General features: G+C 71.9%; 16 protein-coding genes. 4 read left to right on the top strand and 12 right to left on the bottom strand.

Going from position 1 to position 14,762, the window contains the following annotated elements:
• Positions 1 to 114: 114 nt before the first annotated feature.
• Positions 115 to 351, bottom strand: a complete 237-nt coding sequence (locus ACZ63E_RS42095; protein ID WP_465308368.1) for a glutaredoxin family protein — start codon at positions 349 to 351, stop codon at positions 115 to 117.
• A 10-nt stretch (positions 352 to 361) separates the two neighbouring features.
• A complete protein-coding gene (locus ACZ63E_RS42090; protein ID WP_465341918.1) occupies positions 362 to 1,873 on the bottom strand; it encodes an AMP-binding protein in 1,512 nt (503 codons plus the stop codon).
• A 312-nt stretch (positions 1,874 to 2,185) separates the two neighbouring features.
• Here ACZ63E_RS42090 and ACZ63E_RS42085 point away from each other — a divergent pair, with 312 nt between their 5' ends.
• The 3 genes from ACZ63E_RS42085 to ACZ63E_RS42075 all read left to right on the top strand — a co-directional run bounded on the left by ACZ63E_RS42085 (position 2,186) and on the right by ACZ63E_RS42075 (position 5,049).
• The gene (locus tag ACZ63E_RS42085) at positions 2,186 to 2,878 is read left to right on the top strand and encodes a sigma-70 family RNA polymerase sigma factor (protein ID WP_465308364.1); all 693 of its coding nucleotides are present in this window, start codon (positions 2,186 to 2,188) and stop codon (positions 2,876 to 2,878) included.
• A 115-nt stretch (positions 2,879 to 2,993) separates the two neighbouring features.
• Positions 2,994 to 4,064 carry a DUF5667 domain-containing protein gene (locus ACZ63E_RS42080; protein ID WP_465341917.1) on the top strand — a complete coding sequence of 357 codons (1,071 nt, stop codon included), beginning with the start codon at positions 2,994 to 2,996 and terminating at the stop codon, positions 4,062 to 4,064.
• A gap of 82 nt (positions 4,065 to 4,146) precedes the next feature.
• Entirely contained in the window at positions 4,147 to 5,049 is a 903-nt protein-coding gene (locus ACZ63E_RS42075) for an HAD family hydrolase (RefSeq protein WP_465341916.1), read from the top strand.
• A gap of 276 nt (positions 5,050 to 5,325) precedes the next feature.
• On the opposite strand, the gene ACZ63E_RS42070 is transcribed toward ACZ63E_RS42075, so the two are convergent.
• The 5 genes from ACZ63E_RS42070 to ACZ63E_RS42050 all read right to left on the bottom strand — a co-directional run bounded on the left by ACZ63E_RS42070 (position 5,326) and on the right by ACZ63E_RS42050 (position 8,859).
• On the bottom strand, positions 5,326 to 6,333 hold the full coding sequence (locus tag ACZ63E_RS42070) for a lysophospholipid acyltransferase family protein (RefSeq protein ID WP_465341915.1): 1,008 nt from the start codon (positions 6,331 to 6,333) through the stop codon (positions 5,326 to 5,328).
• Positions 6,330 to 7,373 carry an NAD-dependent epimerase/dehydratase family protein gene (locus ACZ63E_RS42065; RefSeq protein ID WP_465341914.1) on the bottom strand — a complete coding sequence of 348 codons (1,044 nt, stop codon included), beginning with the start codon at positions 7,371 to 7,373 and terminating at the stop codon, positions 6,330 to 6,332. The genes ACZ63E_RS42070 and ACZ63E_RS42065 overlap by 4 nt, the downstream gene beginning before the upstream one ends.
• A 259-nt stretch (positions 7,374 to 7,632) precedes the next feature.
• Positions 7,633 to 7,734 carry a 30S ribosomal protein bS22 gene (locus ACZ63E_RS42060; RefSeq protein WP_007030867.1) on the bottom strand — a complete coding sequence of 34 codons (102 nt, stop codon included), beginning with the start codon at positions 7,732 to 7,734 and terminating at the stop codon, positions 7,633 to 7,635.
• A gap of 166 nt (positions 7,735 to 7,900) precedes the next feature.
• Complete coding sequence (locus tag ACZ63E_RS42055; RefSeq protein WP_013222402.1) at positions 7,901 to 8,116, bottom strand: helix-turn-helix domain-containing protein; 216 nt, start codon at positions 8,114 to 8,116, stop codon at positions 7,901 to 7,903.
• Between the two features lie 182 nt (positions 8,117 to 8,298).
• Positions 8,299 to 8,859 carry a carboxymuconolactone decarboxylase family protein gene (locus ACZ63E_RS42050; protein ID WP_465341913.1) on the bottom strand — a complete coding sequence of 187 codons (561 nt, stop codon included), beginning with the start codon at positions 8,857 to 8,859 and terminating at the stop codon, positions 8,299 to 8,301.
• A 42-nt stretch (positions 8,860 to 8,901) separates the two neighbouring features.
• On the opposite strand from ACZ63E_RS42050, the gene ACZ63E_RS42045 reads away from it, so the two are divergent.
• A complete protein-coding gene (locus ACZ63E_RS42045; protein WP_465341912.1) occupies positions 8,902 to 9,225 on the top strand; it encodes a winged helix-turn-helix transcriptional regulator in 324 nt (107 codons plus the stop codon).
• Here ACZ63E_RS42045 and proC read toward each other — a convergent pair.
• The 5 genes from proC to ACZ63E_RS42020 form a co-directional block, all read right to left on the bottom strand.
• Complete coding sequence (proC, locus tag ACZ63E_RS42040) at positions 9,222 to 10,031, bottom strand: pyrroline-5-carboxylate reductase (protein ID WP_465341911.1); 810 nt, start codon at positions 10,029 to 10,031, stop codon at positions 9,222 to 9,224. The genes ACZ63E_RS42045 and proC overlap by 4 nt on opposite strands.
• A 24-nt stretch (positions 10,032 to 10,055) precedes the next feature.
• Positions 10,056 to 10,874 (bottom strand): thioesterase family protein, encoded by an 819-nt coding sequence (locus ACZ63E_RS42035; protein ID WP_465341910.1) that lies wholly within the window; start codon positions 10,872 to 10,874, stop codon positions 10,056 to 10,058.
• A 143-nt stretch (positions 10,875 to 11,017) separates the two neighbouring features.
• Positions 11,018 to 11,830, bottom strand: a complete 813-nt coding sequence (locus tag ACZ63E_RS42030) for a sugar phosphate isomerase/epimerase family protein (protein WP_465341909.1) — start codon at positions 11,828 to 11,830, stop codon at positions 11,018 to 11,020.
• Between the two features lie 147 nt (positions 11,831 to 11,977).
• Positions 11,978 to 13,594, bottom strand: coding sequence for a hypothetical protein (locus ACZ63E_RS42025; RefSeq protein ID WP_465341908.1), 1,617 nt, complete (start codon positions 13,592 to 13,594; stop codon positions 11,978 to 11,980).
• Positions 13,595 to 13,751: 157 nt separating this feature from the next.
• Positions 13,752 to 14,735, bottom strand: a complete 984-nt coding sequence (locus tag ACZ63E_RS42020) for a Ppx/GppA phosphatase family protein (protein ID WP_465341907.1) — start codon at positions 14,733 to 14,735, stop codon at positions 13,752 to 13,754.
• Positions 14,736 to 14,762 lie beyond the last annotated feature (27 nt).

Below are 14,762 nucleotides of genomic sequence, written 5' to 3'. Positions count from 1 at the left end.
CGACGACGGTTTCCGGTCATGGCAACACCTCTCACCTCAGGTGTTGCAACGGCCACTAGAACCCAAGCGGTTCTAACCGCCCTAAACACTCACGACCAGCCGCGGCAGACTAGCTCAGGCGAGCGCCTTCCGCAGCCGGTCCTCCTCGACGCGCCAGTAGCCGTGCTCGGCGCCGTCGACCAGGATCACCGGCACGCGGTCGCCGTACTCCGCGCGCCACTCCGGGTCCGTGTCGACGTCCTCGGCCGTCCACGCGACACCCAGCTCGCCGCAGATGCGCTCGACGTCCGCCTCCGCCACCTCGCAGAGGTGGCAGCCCGCCCGGCCCATCACCGTCACTACCTGTGCCATGACGTCCTTACTACCGCAGCCGCACGCGGCGCAGCTTGCCGGTGGCCGAGTGCGGCAGCGACTCGGCGAACTCGACCGCGTGCGGCACCTTGTACCCGGCGAGGTGGGCCGCGCACTGGTCGACGACCTGCTGCTCCGACAGCGACGCCCCGGCGACCGGCACCACGAACGCCTTCACGGCCTCGCCGCTGCGCTCGTCGACGACCCCGACCACCGCGGCCTCGGCCACCTCGGGCAGCTGCGCGATGACCGACTCGACCTCGTTCGGGAAGACGTTGAAGCCGTTGACGATGATCAGGTCGTTGGCCCGGTCGACCAGGTGCAGGTCGCCGTCGACGTCGAGGTAGCCGACGTCGCCGGTGCGGAACCAGCCTTCGGCGTCGGGCCCGTGGCCGCCGTCGGGCCAGTAGCCGGAGAAGAGGTTCGCACCGCGGATCGAGACCAGCCCGGTCTCGCCTTCGGCCTCGAAGACGTCGTCGACGTCGTCCGGGTCGAGCGGCACGGCCTGGTCAGTGCCGTCGCTATCGACCAAGCGCAGCTCGATGCCCGGCAGCGGGCGACCGACCGAACCCGGCTTCGGGTAGCCGGTGACCAGCGTCGACGTCACGACCGGCGCGCACTCGGTGAGGCCGTAGCCCTCGTAGACGTCGAGGCCGGTGGCCTCGCGGAGCGCGCCGAGCACCTTCGGGTGCAGCGGCGCGGCGCCCGACGTCATCCGCCGGACGGTGGCCAGCCCGCGGCCGAGCTCCTCGGCGCCGAGCGCGGCGAACTCGCCGTACATCGTCGGGACGCCGGTGATCGTGGTGACGCCGTGCTCGGCGCAGTCGGCCAGCGTGCGCTGCGCCTCGAAGCGTTCCGAGAGGATCGCGGTCGCGCCGACGGAGACGGCCTGCAGCAGGCCCGGCCCGAGGCCGTAGACGTGGAAGAGCGGGATGGTGACCAGCACGCGGTCGTCGTGGGTCAGGACGCCTTCGACGTGGCTGAGCTGCTCGAGGTTCGCCAGGAGCGCGCGGTGCGAGAGCATCACGCCGCGCGGCGGCCCGGTGGTGCCCGAGGTGTACGACACGACGGCGATGTCTTCGCCCGACCCGCCGGCATCGACGGGTTCGACTGGTCCATCCGGGTCAGCTTCGGGAGTGAGACCGATCACTCCGGCCGGCAGCGCCGTATCCGTGTCGCGATGAACGACAACCTTGGCGCCGCTGTGCTCCAGCAGCTTGTCGAGCTCGGGCCCCGGCGCCTGCGGCGACAGCGGCACGACGACCGCCCCGGCGCGCAACGCGCCGAAGAACGCAACCACAAAGCCGGCCGACGTCGGCAGCCGCAGCGCGACCCGGTCACCAGGTGTGACACCTGCACCCACAAGTGTCTTGGCCTGGGCTTCCACGACCGCCGCGAGCTCACGGTAGGTCAGCTTCCGGCCGTCGCCGGTCTCGTGTACGGCCGGGTGGTCCGGCCAGGTCGCCGCGGCCCGCGTGAGCAACCCGCCGACCCCCGACTGCGTCTCCTCTGGGGCACTCACCCGCGGTCCACCTCTCGTCGCCCGGCCAAACCGTTGCAAGTCTGTCATTCGGAGCGACGTCATGGGCGCAGGCCGCGAGTGTCCCCTCTTCGCAACCCCGGAGCCACTACCTACTTCGCGGTAACTACACGTATGCTGCACTGCGTCGCGGGGTGGTGTTGATCACCACCGCGACCGGAGAGAGGGAGTCGCCGTGACGAACTTGCCTGCCCACGAGGCCGTGGGGCATGCGAGCCGGCAGGCCCCTGCTCGCCCGGGTTCCGGGGGTACCGTGACCCACTGGGTCCGAGCCGCCGCCGGAGGTGCCCGCCGATGACCGTGCCGACCACCGTGGGCCGCGGGCCCGTCTTCATGTTCGCCGAGCGCGTCTTCGGGCGGTCGTCGACCGTGCCGCTGAGCAGGCAGGCGTCCGACGACGAGCGCGCCGAAGCGGCGAAGGCCGAGGCCTGGGACCTGGTTCGCGCCGCGCAGGACGGCGATTCGTCCGCTTTCGGCAGGCTCTACGACCGCTACGTCGACGTCGTCTACCGCTACGTGCTCTTCCGCTTGGGCGACCGCGACCTCGCCGAGGACGTCACGAGCGAGACGTTCCTGCGCGCGCTGCGCCGGATCACGTCGGTGAGCTACCAGGGACGTGACGTCGGTGCCTGGTTCGTCACCATCGCCCGCAACCTCGTGCTCGACCACGTGAAGTCGAGCCGGTTCCGCCTCGAAGTCGTCACCGACGAGGTGACCGAACCCGGTTCGGCGCCGTTTTCGGTCGGCGCGACCGCGCAGGCCGGCCCCGAGCAGGAGGCCATCAGCCGCGCGACCCGCACCGAGCTGCTGCGCTGCGTCGCGGAACTGGGCGATGACCAGCGGGAATGCATCATCCTGCGGTTCCTGCAAGGACTGTCCGTGGCCGAGACGGCCCAGATCATGAACCGCAACGAGGGCGCGATCAAGGCGTTGCAGCACCGCGCGGTACGCCGTCTGGCACAACTTCTGCCCACCGGATTGCGCTGAACCCCGCAACTTTTCGAGCTCTTGACCGAATCCGGTAACCCTGACGGCTTCTGGATCGTTACTCCTGCCAGACCGGTGTCAGGACCGGTCATGGGCCCGAGAGGGAGCTGGCGCAGTGAGGTTTGCGCGTGAGCGAGCCGAGATCGACCGGTTCGCGCGTGCTTTGGAGCCGTCCCCGGTACGCCGGGACGGCGAGTTCGCCGACGAACTGGCGCTCGTCGGCGCGCTGCGCGAGCTCGGTGCGGCCGGGGCCCCGGACCTGGAGACCCGGCAGCGGATCCGCGCGGAGATCGCGGGCCGCCTGGAGACGGCGGCGGCCACCCCGCGTCGGAGGTGGCGGCCGCGGACCGCCGACCTGGTGGCCGCCGCGCTCTTCCTCTTCCTGGTGCTGTCCGGGCTGACGCTCGTGCTCTCGCGCAACGCGCTGCCGGGCTCCCCGCTCTACGGCGTCAAGCGCGCCGGGGAGTCGACGGCGCTGGGCCTGACCTTCGGCGACCAGGCCAAGGCCAAGAAACACCTCGAGTTCGCGACCAACCGGATCACCGAGCTGTCGCAGCTGGCGACCGAAGGCGCGAGCGAGGCCGACTACCGGACCGCGTACGACGACTTCGCCGCCGACCTGCGCGCCGGCGTCGCCCAGACGGCCGCCGTCGCGACCAGCGACGGAAGTGCGCAGGAGCTCGCCGACGTCCGGCTGTGGGCCCGGAACCAGGCGGCGCGGCTGGCCGCGGCGCAGGCGGCGCTCCCAGCGGACGCGGCGACGGTGTTCGGCGACGTCCGCGACCTGCTCGGCAAGGTCCAGGAGCGCACGAGCGGGCTGGCCGCGCGGATGAGCTGCTACCAGATCACCACCGGCTCGTCGGACGACCTGGGCCTGCTGCCGGCGACCGGCGAGTGCACGCAGCGGCCGGCGCCGTCGTCCGGCGGGGAGCCGTCCTCGGCGCCGACGTCCCCCTCGGCGGCTGAGAGCACGCAGCCGACGCCGACCGGCACCGAGCTGCCGCCGTCCGGCACCACGGCGACCCCGGGCGCACCGCAGCCGACCGGCGGGGTCACCCCGCCGCCGGTGTACGGCGAGGTTCCGACGACCACCCCGCGGCTGCCGGTGACGTCGACCACGAAGCCGCCGCCCCTGGTGTCCATCCCGCCGCTCATCCCGGGTCTGCCGCCGATCGTGATCGGCTGAGGTCCGGGCCACACCTGCGACGGCGCGGTGGGCGGCTCGCTACGCTGTGCGAAGGACGTGGGCAGACGTGGAGGCGGTGTGCGTGTCAGCTTGGCGTGGCAGGGATAAGAGTCAGGAGCTCGAACGGCTCGCCACGCTCGCGGGCGAGGCGTCGGCCGAGGCCGCCCACGCCCGCGTGGTCTCCGAAGCCGCCGAGCCGCCCGTCCCGCCCGCACCGCCGGACCTCACCGCGGCGGCGTTCTTCGACGTCGACAACACGATGATGATGGGCGCGTCGATCTTCTACTTCGCCCGCGGCCTGGCGGCGCGCAAGTTCTTCACGTCGTCCGACCTGGCCGGGTTCGTCTGGGGCCAGATCAAGTTCCGCCTGGGCGGCCGCGAGAACAAGGAAGACATCAAGTCCCACCGCGAGCGCGCACTGTCCTTTGTGGCCGGCCGCACGGTGGACGAGCTGACGTCGATCAGCGAAGAGATCTACGACGAGCTGATGGCCGACAAGATCTGGTCCGGCACCCGCGCACTGGCCCAGATGCATCTGGACGCGGGCCAGCGGGTCTGGCTGGTGACGGCAACCCCGATCGAGCTGGCGGCGATCATCTCCCGCCGTCTCGGCCTGACGGGAGCATTGGGCACAGTGGCCGAAACCCGCGACGGCGTGTACACGGGCCGCCTGATGGGCGACCTCCTGCACGGCCGGGCGAAGGCCCACGCGGTGCGCGCGCTGGCGTCCCGGGAGGGGTTGAACCTCAAGCGCTGCACGGCGTACTCGGACTCGGCGAACGACATCCCGATGCTGTCCGCGGTGGGGACGGCGGTGGCCGTGAACCCGGATGGTGGGCTGCGGGATGTGGCCCGGGCGCGGGGGTGGGAGATCCGCGACTTCCGGACGGGTCGTAAGGCGGCGAAGATCGGGGTGCCTTCGGTGCTGGGAGCGGGGGCGCTGGCCGGCGCCGTGGCAGCGGGAATGGCTTACCGCCGCCGCTGACAGCGGCCCACCGGCCCGGAAGACAGCCCCCGCCCTGTCCCGGGGGGCGTCCCCTGGTCCAGTCTATCGCCGCCCCTGGGCAAAAACGGCCGTCGCGGAAATCTGTGGATAGCCGGACCCGATGTGGATAACTCACGACTCCGTAAGCGACTCCGGCCCGCGCGGTCGTGCACTCCGCCGGACGACACGCGTACCCAGACGGACGACTCGCGTGCCTGAACGGACGACACGCGTGATCAGGAGGTCGACACGCGTGATCAGAACGACGACACGGCCTCAGCCGCGGAACACCGACTTCCGCTGCGAAAGCCGCTGGTAGAGCGTCTGCTGGATCGACTCCCGCACCTGGTCGGTCAGCTGGAACACCAGCATCGGGTCGTCGACGGCGTCCGGGCCGTAGGAGTCCGTCGCGATCGGCTCGCCGAACTCGATGCTCCACTTCGTCGGGAGCGGGATCGCGCCGAGGGCGCCGAACAGCGGGAAGAACGGCGTCACCGGGAAGTACGGGAGGCCCAGCATGCGCGCCAGCAGCTTGATGTCGCCCAGCTTCGGGTAGATCTCCTCGGCGCCGATGACCGACACCGGGATGATCGGCACGCCGGCGCGCAGCGCGGCCGACACGAACCCGCCGCGGCCGAAGCGCTGCAGCTTGTAGCGGGAGGAAAACGGCTTTCCGACGCCCTTGAAGCCCTCCGGCCACACGCCGACCAGCTCGCCCTTGTCCAGCAGGCGTTCCGCGTCCGCGTTGCAGGCCAGCGTCTGGCCGGACTTGCGGGCGAACGAGCCCACCAGCGGCACCTGGAACACCAGGTCGGCGCCGAGACCGCGCAGGTGACGGCCGCCCGTTTCGTCGTGGACCGCCACCGCCGTCATCAGCGAGTCCAGCGGCAACGTGCCCGAGTGGTTGGACACCAGCAACGCGCCGCCCTCGAGCGGGAGGTTCTCGACGCCGTGGGTGTCGACGCGGAACCACTTCTTGTACAGCGCGCGCAGCGGCGGCAGGAAGACGGCGTCGGTCAGCTCGGCGTCGAAACCGAACTCGTCGACGGTGTAGTCGCCGGTCAGCCGGTCGCGGAGGAAGCCGAGCGCCGAGCGCGCGGCGTCCGAAAGCGGCTCGGGGGCCGGCTGGTCCGCGCGCGGGAACGCGACGACCGGAGCGTCACCGCTCTGGTCGCGCGGGTCGGCCTCCGGCTTTTCCCGGCCCGGCCCGTGCAGGGGGATGACCTGCGCCTCGGCACCGCCCACTGTCTCCGCCTCGCTTTCGAACTCATGTGGCCTGCTCACCGGCTCTGCCCCGTCGCCGCGGCGACGAGCACCTTCCCGGCCAGGCCCGCCAGCTTGCCGCCGTCGAGCACCGGCCGGAGCCCGCGTCCGACGACGTAGTCGTCGAACGCCTCACGCGTGGTCCACCGCGGGGTGTACCCGAACTCCTGCTTCAGCTTGGTGATGTCGACGACCCGGCCGAAGTTCAGCAGCCGGACCTGGTCGGCGGAAAAGTCGACGACGCGCGCGCCGCGCAGGACCTTGCCGACCGACGGCACCACCGTCCGCGGCATCGGCAGCTCGACCCGGCCGGCTCGCCGGATCGCCTGCGAAAGAGTGAGTACCCCTTCCGAGCCGACGTTAAAGACGCCGGGCTTGTCGGCCAGGGTCGCGCGCTCCAGCACGGCCAGCGCGTCGGACGAATGCAGCAGCTGGATCCGGGCGTCGTAGCCGAAAACGGTCGGCACGACCGGCAGCGCGAAATAGCGCGAAAGCACGGTGTCGGTCGACGGACCGATGATGTTGGCGAAGCGGAACAACGTCGTGGTGATGTCGGGACGGCGCCGCATCAGGCCGCGCACGTACCCCTCCATCTCGACGGCGTCCTTCGCGTATCCGCTGGTCGACGTCGGGATGAGCTCGGAGTCCTCGGTGAACACCGCCTGCGAGCGGGCGCCGGCGCCGTAGACGGCCGCCGTAGACTTGACCACCAGCTTGCGGACCAGCGGCGAGCGCTGGCAGGCGGCGAGCAGCCGCATGGTGCCGATGACGTTGACTTCCTTGATCGCCGTGCGGCGGCCCGGCCCGGCCGGGTGCGCGGTGCAGGACGCGTGCACCACCGTGTCCACTTTGGCGGTGCTGATCACCTTGGCGATCAAGGGGTTCCGGATGTCCGCGCGGACGAACTCCGCGTGGCCCATGCGCTGCAGGACCGTCTTGTCCGGGGGGACCGTGTCGACACCGATGACCCGTTCGAAGTCGGGGTTGTTGCCCAGCCGGGCGAGCAGTTTCCCGCCCAGTTCGCCGGCGACCCCGGTCACGAGCACGATGTTCGACGGCATACGACTCCCTGCGGCGTAGGGCGTGTGGGGGGTGGACGATCACCCGAAGTGCGCGAACCTGCACTCACTGGAAGCATCGCGCGGACGCCCTTGAGATGTTACCGCTCATCAGTGGTAGCCCCGGGTTGTCTTACGTGCTATTAACCGCTATTCGCCGGAAAGCGACGAAGGCAACACTCGAACGGGGGCATGGGCCCACCACATGGACGTGGCCCGTCCAGAGACTGGACGGGCCACGGTCACGCTCGGGCAAGCAGGCTTACTTGCCTGCCTTACGACGCTGCACTCGCGTGCGGCGCAGCAGCTTGCGGTGCTTCTTCTTCGACATGCGCTTGCGGCGCTTCTTGATCACAGAGCCCATGGGCGCTCCTTAGGTCGTCGTCGGTAACGCTGCCCGGCGCAGCGTCCAACGGGTGGAGCGCACAGGCACGAGCGGTCTTCCAGGTTACCCGTGACCCTTCGCGGGCCGGTCGGCGGGCACGTTGTAGCGCTGCGCGCCGCTGGCCACGGCGTGCCCGGCGACCGGATCAGCCCACGTCGTAGTAGGCGCCCTGGAGGTACTCGTGCACTGCTTTCTCCGGCACCCGGAAGGACTTCCCGACCCTTACGGCGGGCAGCTCACCCGAGTGCACGAGACGGTAGACGGTCATCTTGGAGACCCGCATCAGCGTGGCCACCTCGGCGACCGTCAGGAACTGGACCTGCCCGACTGCCGGCAGATCCTCCTTCTTGTTCGGCGACATGTTTACCGCGTCCTTCGACACGTGTCGCGCCACGAGGCTTCCCCACCTGTGGTATCGACACGCACGTGCTCTATCGAGAGTAGCGGGACTGGTGGGACTAATGCGACGCCTGTCACCGAGATGGGCTCCTACCAGCGCTAACGCACGGGCACCCGCTCGTGCAAGACCGCAGTAATCGCCCATTACGGCGAAACCGGGCGCTCGGTCCCCGGTTCGGGCGGCAGCCGCAGGGCGCGGACGGTGAACGAGATGGCGTGGTACCAGCCGCAGACGAGCAGCAGGTCGAGCGCGCCGTCCTCGCCGACGGCCTCGACCAGGGCGGTCCACGCCCCGTCGGAGAGGTCCGACGTCGTGTGCAGCTCGTCGACGGCCGCGAGCACCGCGCGGTCGCCGGCGTCCCAGCAGCTGTCGGCCGGATCGCCGTCCGCGAGCGAGCGCAGCTGGGCGTCGTCGAAGCCAGCCGTCGCGGCGAAGGTCGCGACGTGCACGCCCCACTCGTAGTCGGCGCCGCACCGGGCGGTCGTGCGGGTGATGACGAGCTCACGCTGCCGGACGCTCAGCGCCGAGCGCCGCGAGAAGTAGTACCGCCCCCAGTTCGCGATGGCGTCGACCAGGTCGGGGCGCCGCGCCCACACGCGGAACAGCTGCAAGGGCGGGCCGAGCTGCTCGATCGCGGCCGCCGCGGCGGCGTCGTACGGCGGCTCGAGGGGCGCGATCCGGGGCTGCTTCGATTTCAGAGGCATGACCGGCACGCTAACATCGGGCGCTTCGGAAAGGAAAGCACTTTGACGACTCCCCTGCCCGGCCGCCCGGTCCGCGGTTCGGCCACCGGCCGCCCGGTGATGGCGCTGCTCGACCTGCTCGGCCGGCGCTGGGCGCTGCGGATCCTCTGGGAGCTGCGCGACGACGCGAACCCGACGTTCCGCGAGCTCCAGCAACGCTGCGACGGCGTCTCGTCGAGCGTGCTGGCGACCCGGCTGCGCGAGCTCGGCGAAGCGGACCTGGTCGGCCACGCCGAGGGTTACACGCTCACCGACCAGGGCAAATCGCTGTTCGAGGCGCTGGTGCGGCTCGACACGTGGGCGAACGACTGGCGGCCGAGGGCCTAGTCCTCGTGGGCCTTGCCCAGCTCCACGGACCGGTCCTTCGCCGCCTCGATCGCCGCGAGCAGCGCCGCGCGGACGCCGTGTTTCTCCAGCTCGCGGATCGCGTTGATGGTCGTCCCGGCCGGGGACGTCACGGCCTCGCGCAGCAGCACCGGGTGCTCCTCCGACTCGGCGAGCATCTTCGCCGCGCCGACGGCCGACTGGATGATCAGCTGCCCGGCCAGCGCCCGCGGCAGGCCGAGCAGGATGCCGGCGTCGATCATGGCCTCGACCAGGAAGAAGAAGTAGGCGGGCCCGGAGCCCGACAGCGCCGTGACGGCGTCCTGCTGGGCCTCCGGCACCTCGACGACCTGGCCGACGTGTGAAAGCAGCTCACGCACGACGGCGAGGTGTTCGGCGGTGGCGTGCCGCCCGGCCGACATGGCACTCATGGCCTCGCCGACCAGCATCGGCGTGTTCGGCATGACCCGCACGACGGGAACGCCCTCGGCCAGCCGCCGCTCGTACAGCGAGGTCGGCAGGCCCGCGCACAGCGACACGACCAGCGACGACGGCCCGAGGAAGGGCGCGAGCTCGGCGAGCACGGGGTCGATGTCCTGCGGCTTCACGGCCACGACGAGGACATCGGCCCGCTTGGCGGCTTCCTCGACCTCGACGCCCCGGATGCCGTAGCGCTCGGTGAGCTCCTCGACGCGCGCGGGGTAGCGCTCGGTGAAGAGGAGGCCGTCTGGCTCGTGGCCGCCGTGCAGCAGCCCCGAGAGCAACGCCTCGCCGATCTTCCCCGCACCCAGCACCGCGATGACCGTCATGGCGTAAAGCGTGCCAAACGCCGCTCAGCCGCCCGGGGCCGGGGCGAGGCCCAGCTGCCGCGCCTGGCAGACCAGCCGCCCCTGGGAGTCCACCACCGTGGCGTCCGAGTCGAACCAGGACTCGTGGACCGACCTCGACTCCACCACCACCCGCAGCCAGCCCGGGGCCGGGCGGGTGCGCAGCAGCGCCGTCAGCTGGACCGTCGGGGCCCAGCCGATGCGGCCCAGGTTCATCACCACCGGCGGGTTGACGTCCGAGGCCAAGAGCGTGAAGTACGGGTCGACCAGGCTGTGGCGCGGCCGGACCCACAGCCGCATCCGGGGTGGCTCGCCCGTACGCCCGGCCAGGTAACCCGCGGTCGCCGGGTCGAGGCGGACCTCGCAGCCCTTGGCCAGGTTGAACGGCCCTTCCGGGCTCTCGGGCATCGTCAGCGCGCCCGGCGGTGGCTCGGCGGGCATCGACGGCACGTCCGTCCACTCCGGGCGCCGCATCGGCAGCCGGCCGGTCGTCACGCGCGCCTCGACGCAGCTGCGGCCGCGCTGCTCCAGGCGGACCTCGACGACCGTCGCCCGGCGCCCCACCTTGCGGACGTCCGTGCGCAGCAGCACCGGGCCGAGCGCCGGCGCGTGCAGGAACTCCGCGCTGACGACGAGCGGCTCGGCGTGCGGCTCCCCGCGTTCGTGGAGCGCGGCGATCGCCGCCTTGGCCAGCAGGGCCAGGAGGAAGCCCCCGTGCGGGTGCGAGCCGATGGCCCATTCCGCACGCAGCACCGCGGTGAAGGTGCCGTCCCCCAGCGACCGCGCCGCACTCGCCGTGTCGAAGGACACGGCGGTGGCGTCCATTCCGCTCACGAACGCGCCGTGCCGATGCGGGAATCCGGGAAGGTGACGAGCAACGCGCGCGACGGTTTCACAGTCGGAACTTTACGTGTTCGACCGGCGGAAATGCACTCGGGAGTAGTGGTGTCCTGTCGGAACGTGCTCAGTTATAACCCGAGGTGGAATCGCGCGAACAGCAATGCCTCCGCCAGATCACGCACGCGCTCGGCCGCGGTGACGGCGTGCCGCGTGTTGACCTCGAGCACGATCTGACCGGCAAAACCGCTGCTGACCAGCTTCTCCAGGAGCGCGGCGCAGGGCTGCCCACCCCGTCCGGGCACCAGGTGTTCGTCCTTCGGGACGCCGGTGCCGTCCGCCAGATGGAGGTGCGTGAGGCCTTCCCCCATCCGCTCGGCGAGCGCCAGCGCGTCCATCCGGGCTGCCGCTGTGTGGGACAGGTCGAGCGTGTAGTGCCGGAAACCGACGTCCGTCGGATCGATCGACGGCCGGAACGCCGACACGCGCGAATTCTTCGAACCGCCGGGCGGGCGGACCTTGAACATGTTCTCGACGGCGATTTCGATCCCGCTCGACTCCTCCAGCTCGTCGACGAGATCACCGAATGCGTCACCGTAGCGGCGCTGCCAGCGGAATGGCGGGTGCACGACAACCGTGCGCGCGCCGAGCTCGACAGCGGCGTCGACGGACATCCGCAACCGGACCACCGGATCGGGTGACCAGATCCGCTGGGTGATCAGCAGTGACGGCGAGTGGATCGACAGCACGGGCATCCCGGTGCGGCGCGACCAGCGGCGCAGGGCGGCGACGTCCTGGCTGACGGCGTCCGCCCAGACCATCACCTCGACCCCGTCGTAGCCCAGCTCGGCGGCCAGCTCGAACGCCGACCCGGCCTTGAGGGGCCACACGGACGCCGTGCTGAGGCCGACCGGCACCGGCTTCTCGTCTGTCACGCGCGCCATCCTGCCTCGTCACGCAGGGTGGGAAGCAGGGGCGTGCCTCGAAGGGGACGCGCATCGCAGTGCTCGTCCACCACCGGACGCGACCCTGAGGTCTCCGCCGCGCTGCGCGCTGACGAGACCTCGGGCCCTCCGGCGCCCCCGCCGAGGTCAGCGTCCGACGAGCAGCAGCGCAGCGGGCGAGACCGTCACCACCAGGCCGACCAGCACGGCCAGCACCGTGGTCTGCAGGTCTTCGGCGCGGCGGATCTTCCGCACGATCCAGACCAGCGCGACGACCACGAGCAGCGCCGCGACGAGGGCGGCCGCCGGGATGTTCACCCACAGCCAGTTGAAGCCGAGCCAGACGGCGGCGCCGCCGACCACACCCAGCGCCAGCTGACCGGCCAGCGCCAGCCACGCCTTGCCGGGCGAAGCCGCGGGCTCCGGCTCCGCGACCGGGCCGGGCGCGTCGTCGTACTCGTCGTCTTCGTAGCCTTCGCCCTGCTCGTAGCCGTAGTCGTCCTGCTCGAAGTCCGGGCCGTCCGCCGGGTACCCGTCGGCGAACTCGCGCTCGTACGGCTCGAGGTCGTCCGGGATCGGCGCCCGCGAGGCACGCTCACCGGGCGCGAACGGCATCGGCGGCGGGTACGTGCCGGTCGGCGGGCCCGCGTCGTAGGCGGCCTGGTAGCCGCTGCTTTCCGGCGCGAACCCGTCGGGCTCGAAGTCGTCCTCGGGGTAACCGTCGTCCGGAGCATCGGTCGGCACCACCGGCATGACGCCGATCTCGGTGTCCTCCATCTGCTCCTTCTGGCGGCGCTTGCGCCAGTTCGCCAGGCCCGCGGGCGACGACGGCGGCTCGTCCGGCTTCTTGCCCTTCGGCCCCTTGGGCGGGACGGGCGGCGCCGGCTCGTCGTCGGGGACCGCCGAGAACTGCTCGGTGTAGGCCTCCTGCTGCGGCTGCGGGCGGCGCGCCGGGCCCCGGCGCGGCCGGCCGGGCGCGGCCGGCGGCGTCGAGAACGTGCCGCTGGCCATCGGGGGCGGCGGCCCGTCGACGTCGGCGTCCGGGGTGCCGTTGAGACCGTCGAGCCGGGCCGACAGCGGGCCGGACGGCGGCGGCGTCGGCAGCTGCTGGGACGGCTGCGGCGGCGGGGTCGGCAGCTGCTGCGACGGCTGCGGCGGGCCCGGGCGGCGGCGGACCGGCGGGACGGCCCCGCGGGTCTCCTCGGCCGCGGGCGGCGGCGGGGTCGGCAGCTGCTGGGACGCCTGTGGCGGAGGCGGCGGCTGACGCCGGGGCGCGCGCGGCGGCTCCGGCGGGCTCGCGAACTGCCCGGACTCCTGCGGCGGCCGCGCGAACTGGCCCGACTGCTGCGGCGGGCGCGCGTACTGACCGGACTCGGCGCCACCGGGGGCGGGCCGGGCCGGCGGCGGGGGTGGCGGGACCGGCCGCGGCAGCGGCTGCGAGTCCTGCGGGACCGCGCGGGGCGCGGGCGGCGGCGCGGCCGGCGGCTCGGCGCGACGCCGTCCGGACGGCCGCGCGGGCGGCGCGGCCGGGGGCGGGCCTTCGCCGGCCACGCGGTCGATGATCGCCTGCGGGCCGGTGTCGCTCACGCCGGGCCGCCGGTGCGAGCCGGTCGCGCCGGGCGGGGCTTCGGGGGTGCCGGGTTCGTCGTCGTCCTCGGCCGCGCGCCGGCGGCGACGGCGTCCGCCGTCGACCTGGGCGCCGTGCTGGGCGAGCAGCTCAGCCACGGTCTTCTGCGGCTGGTCGCCTCCGGTCTGGTCCGTCATACCTGGTAATCCCCTGCGCGCTCCGGGTCTTCGGCACTTCGCGAACGGGTTCCCGACGGCACGCCGGCGGCGCAGCGCGCGCTGTGCGTTGTCCTCTGCATGTCCGTCACCCCTTCACCGTGCCCGTCTTCCTCGTGCGAAGTCCAGCCGACTGCTTTCACCGGTCCTCCTGTGCGCCGAAGCGCGCCACGAGGGCGGCTCCAGTCTCATCCGCGCCGTTGGAATGGTCCAGCCGCCGCAGGATGACACCTTCTCGCAGAGCCCACGGGCAGATCTCGAGTTCGGGCAATCCGAGCGCCCGCATCGTGGCCTGCGCGACGAGCGCACCCGCCACCAGCTGGTGCGATCGGCTCGAACTGACCCCCTCGAGCTGGGCCAGATCGGCCGAGGGCATCCGCGAGATGAAGGCCAGGAGCTGCCGCAATGCGGTATCCGTGAGCGTACGTCGCACGCGTGGGCCCGCCGCCGAGGGGGCGGCGCCGGTCAGCCGCGCGAGCGACCGAAACGTCTTCGACGTCGCGACGACCCGATCGGGTTCACCCCATTTGGTGACCTTCCGCGCAAGCTCGGTGAGCTGGTCGTCGAGCCACGCCGAGGTGGCGACGAGCTCCGAGCGCGTCGGCGGATCGTGCTTGAAGCGGGTGCGCGTGGTCCGGCCGGCGCCCAGCGGCAGCGACTCGGCCAGCTCGGGCTCCTCGTCACGGCCCATGGCGATCTCCAGCGAGCCCCCGCCGATGTCGAGCACGAGCAGCTTCCCGGCCGACCACCCGTACCACCGCCGCACGGCGAGGAAGGTCAGCCGCGCCTCGTCGATCCCGGAGAGAACCTGCAGCTCAACGCCGGTTTCCTCAGCCACGCGGGCCAGCACCTTGGCGGAGTTCTTCGCCTCGCGGACGGCGGACGTGGCGAAGGCCATGACCTCTTCACAGCCGAGCCGGGCAGCAGCTTCCTTGGCGGATTCGACGGCGGTCACGAGCTCGTCGGCCCCGGCGCGGCTGAGGTCCCCGGTCCGGGTGATCCGCTCGGCCAGCCGCAGCACGGACTTTTCGGAATGCATCGGCGTCGGGTGGGCGCCCCGGTGGGCGTCGACCACGAGCAGGTGGACGGTGTTGGAACCGACGTCGAGTACCCCTAGGCGCACGGGGGTCCAGGGTACCGGCCCCAGCCC

The organism is Amycolatopsis sp. NPDC104819 (genome assembly GCF_055583145.1).
The sequence above is the reverse complement of the archived record's forward strand: the minus strand, read 5'-3'. Positions and strand labels throughout refer to the sequence as shown.

Bases quoted from the DNA above. Each gene is read 5' to 3' on its own strand.
- ACZ63E_RS42095 (WP_465308368.1), bottom strand. From the start codon at position 351: ATGGCACAGGTAGTGACGGTGATGGGCCGGGCGGGCTGCCACCTCTGC.
- ACZ63E_RS42085 (WP_465308364.1), top strand. From the start codon at position 2,186: ATGACCGTGCCGACCACCGTGGGCCGCGGGCCCGTCTTCATGTTCGCC.
- ACZ63E_RS42065 (WP_465341914.1), bottom strand. From the start codon at position 7,373: ATGCCGTCGAACATCGTGCTCGTGACCGGGGTCGCCGGCGAACTGGGC.
- ACZ63E_RS42060 (WP_007030867.1), bottom strand. From the start codon at position 7,734: ATGGGCTCTGTGATCAAGAAGCGCCGCAAGCGCATGTCGAAGAAGAAG.
- ACZ63E_RS42055 (WP_013222402.1), bottom strand. From the start codon at position 8,116: ATGTCGCCGAACAAGAAGGAGGATCTGCCGGCAGTCGGGCAGGTCCAG.
- ACZ63E_RS42050 (WP_465341913.1), bottom strand. From the start codon at position 8,859: ATGCCTCTGAAATCGAAGCAGCCCCGGATCGCGCCCCTCGAGCCGCCG.
- proC (WP_465341911.1), bottom strand. From the start codon at position 10,031: ATGACGGTCATCGCGGTGCTGGGTGCGGGGAAGATCGGCGAGGCGTTG.
- ACZ63E_RS42035 (WP_465341910.1), bottom strand. From the start codon at position 10,874: ATGGACGCCACCGCCGTGTCCTTCGACACGGCGAGTGCGGCGCGGTCG.
- ACZ63E_RS42030 (WP_465341909.1), bottom strand. From the start codon at position 11,830: ATGGCGCGCGTGACAGACGAGAAGCCGGTGCCGGTCGGCCTCAGCACG.
- ACZ63E_RS42025 (WP_465341908.1), bottom strand. From the start codon at position 13,594: ATGACGGACCAGACCGGAGGCGACCAGCCGCAGAAGACCGTGGCTGAG.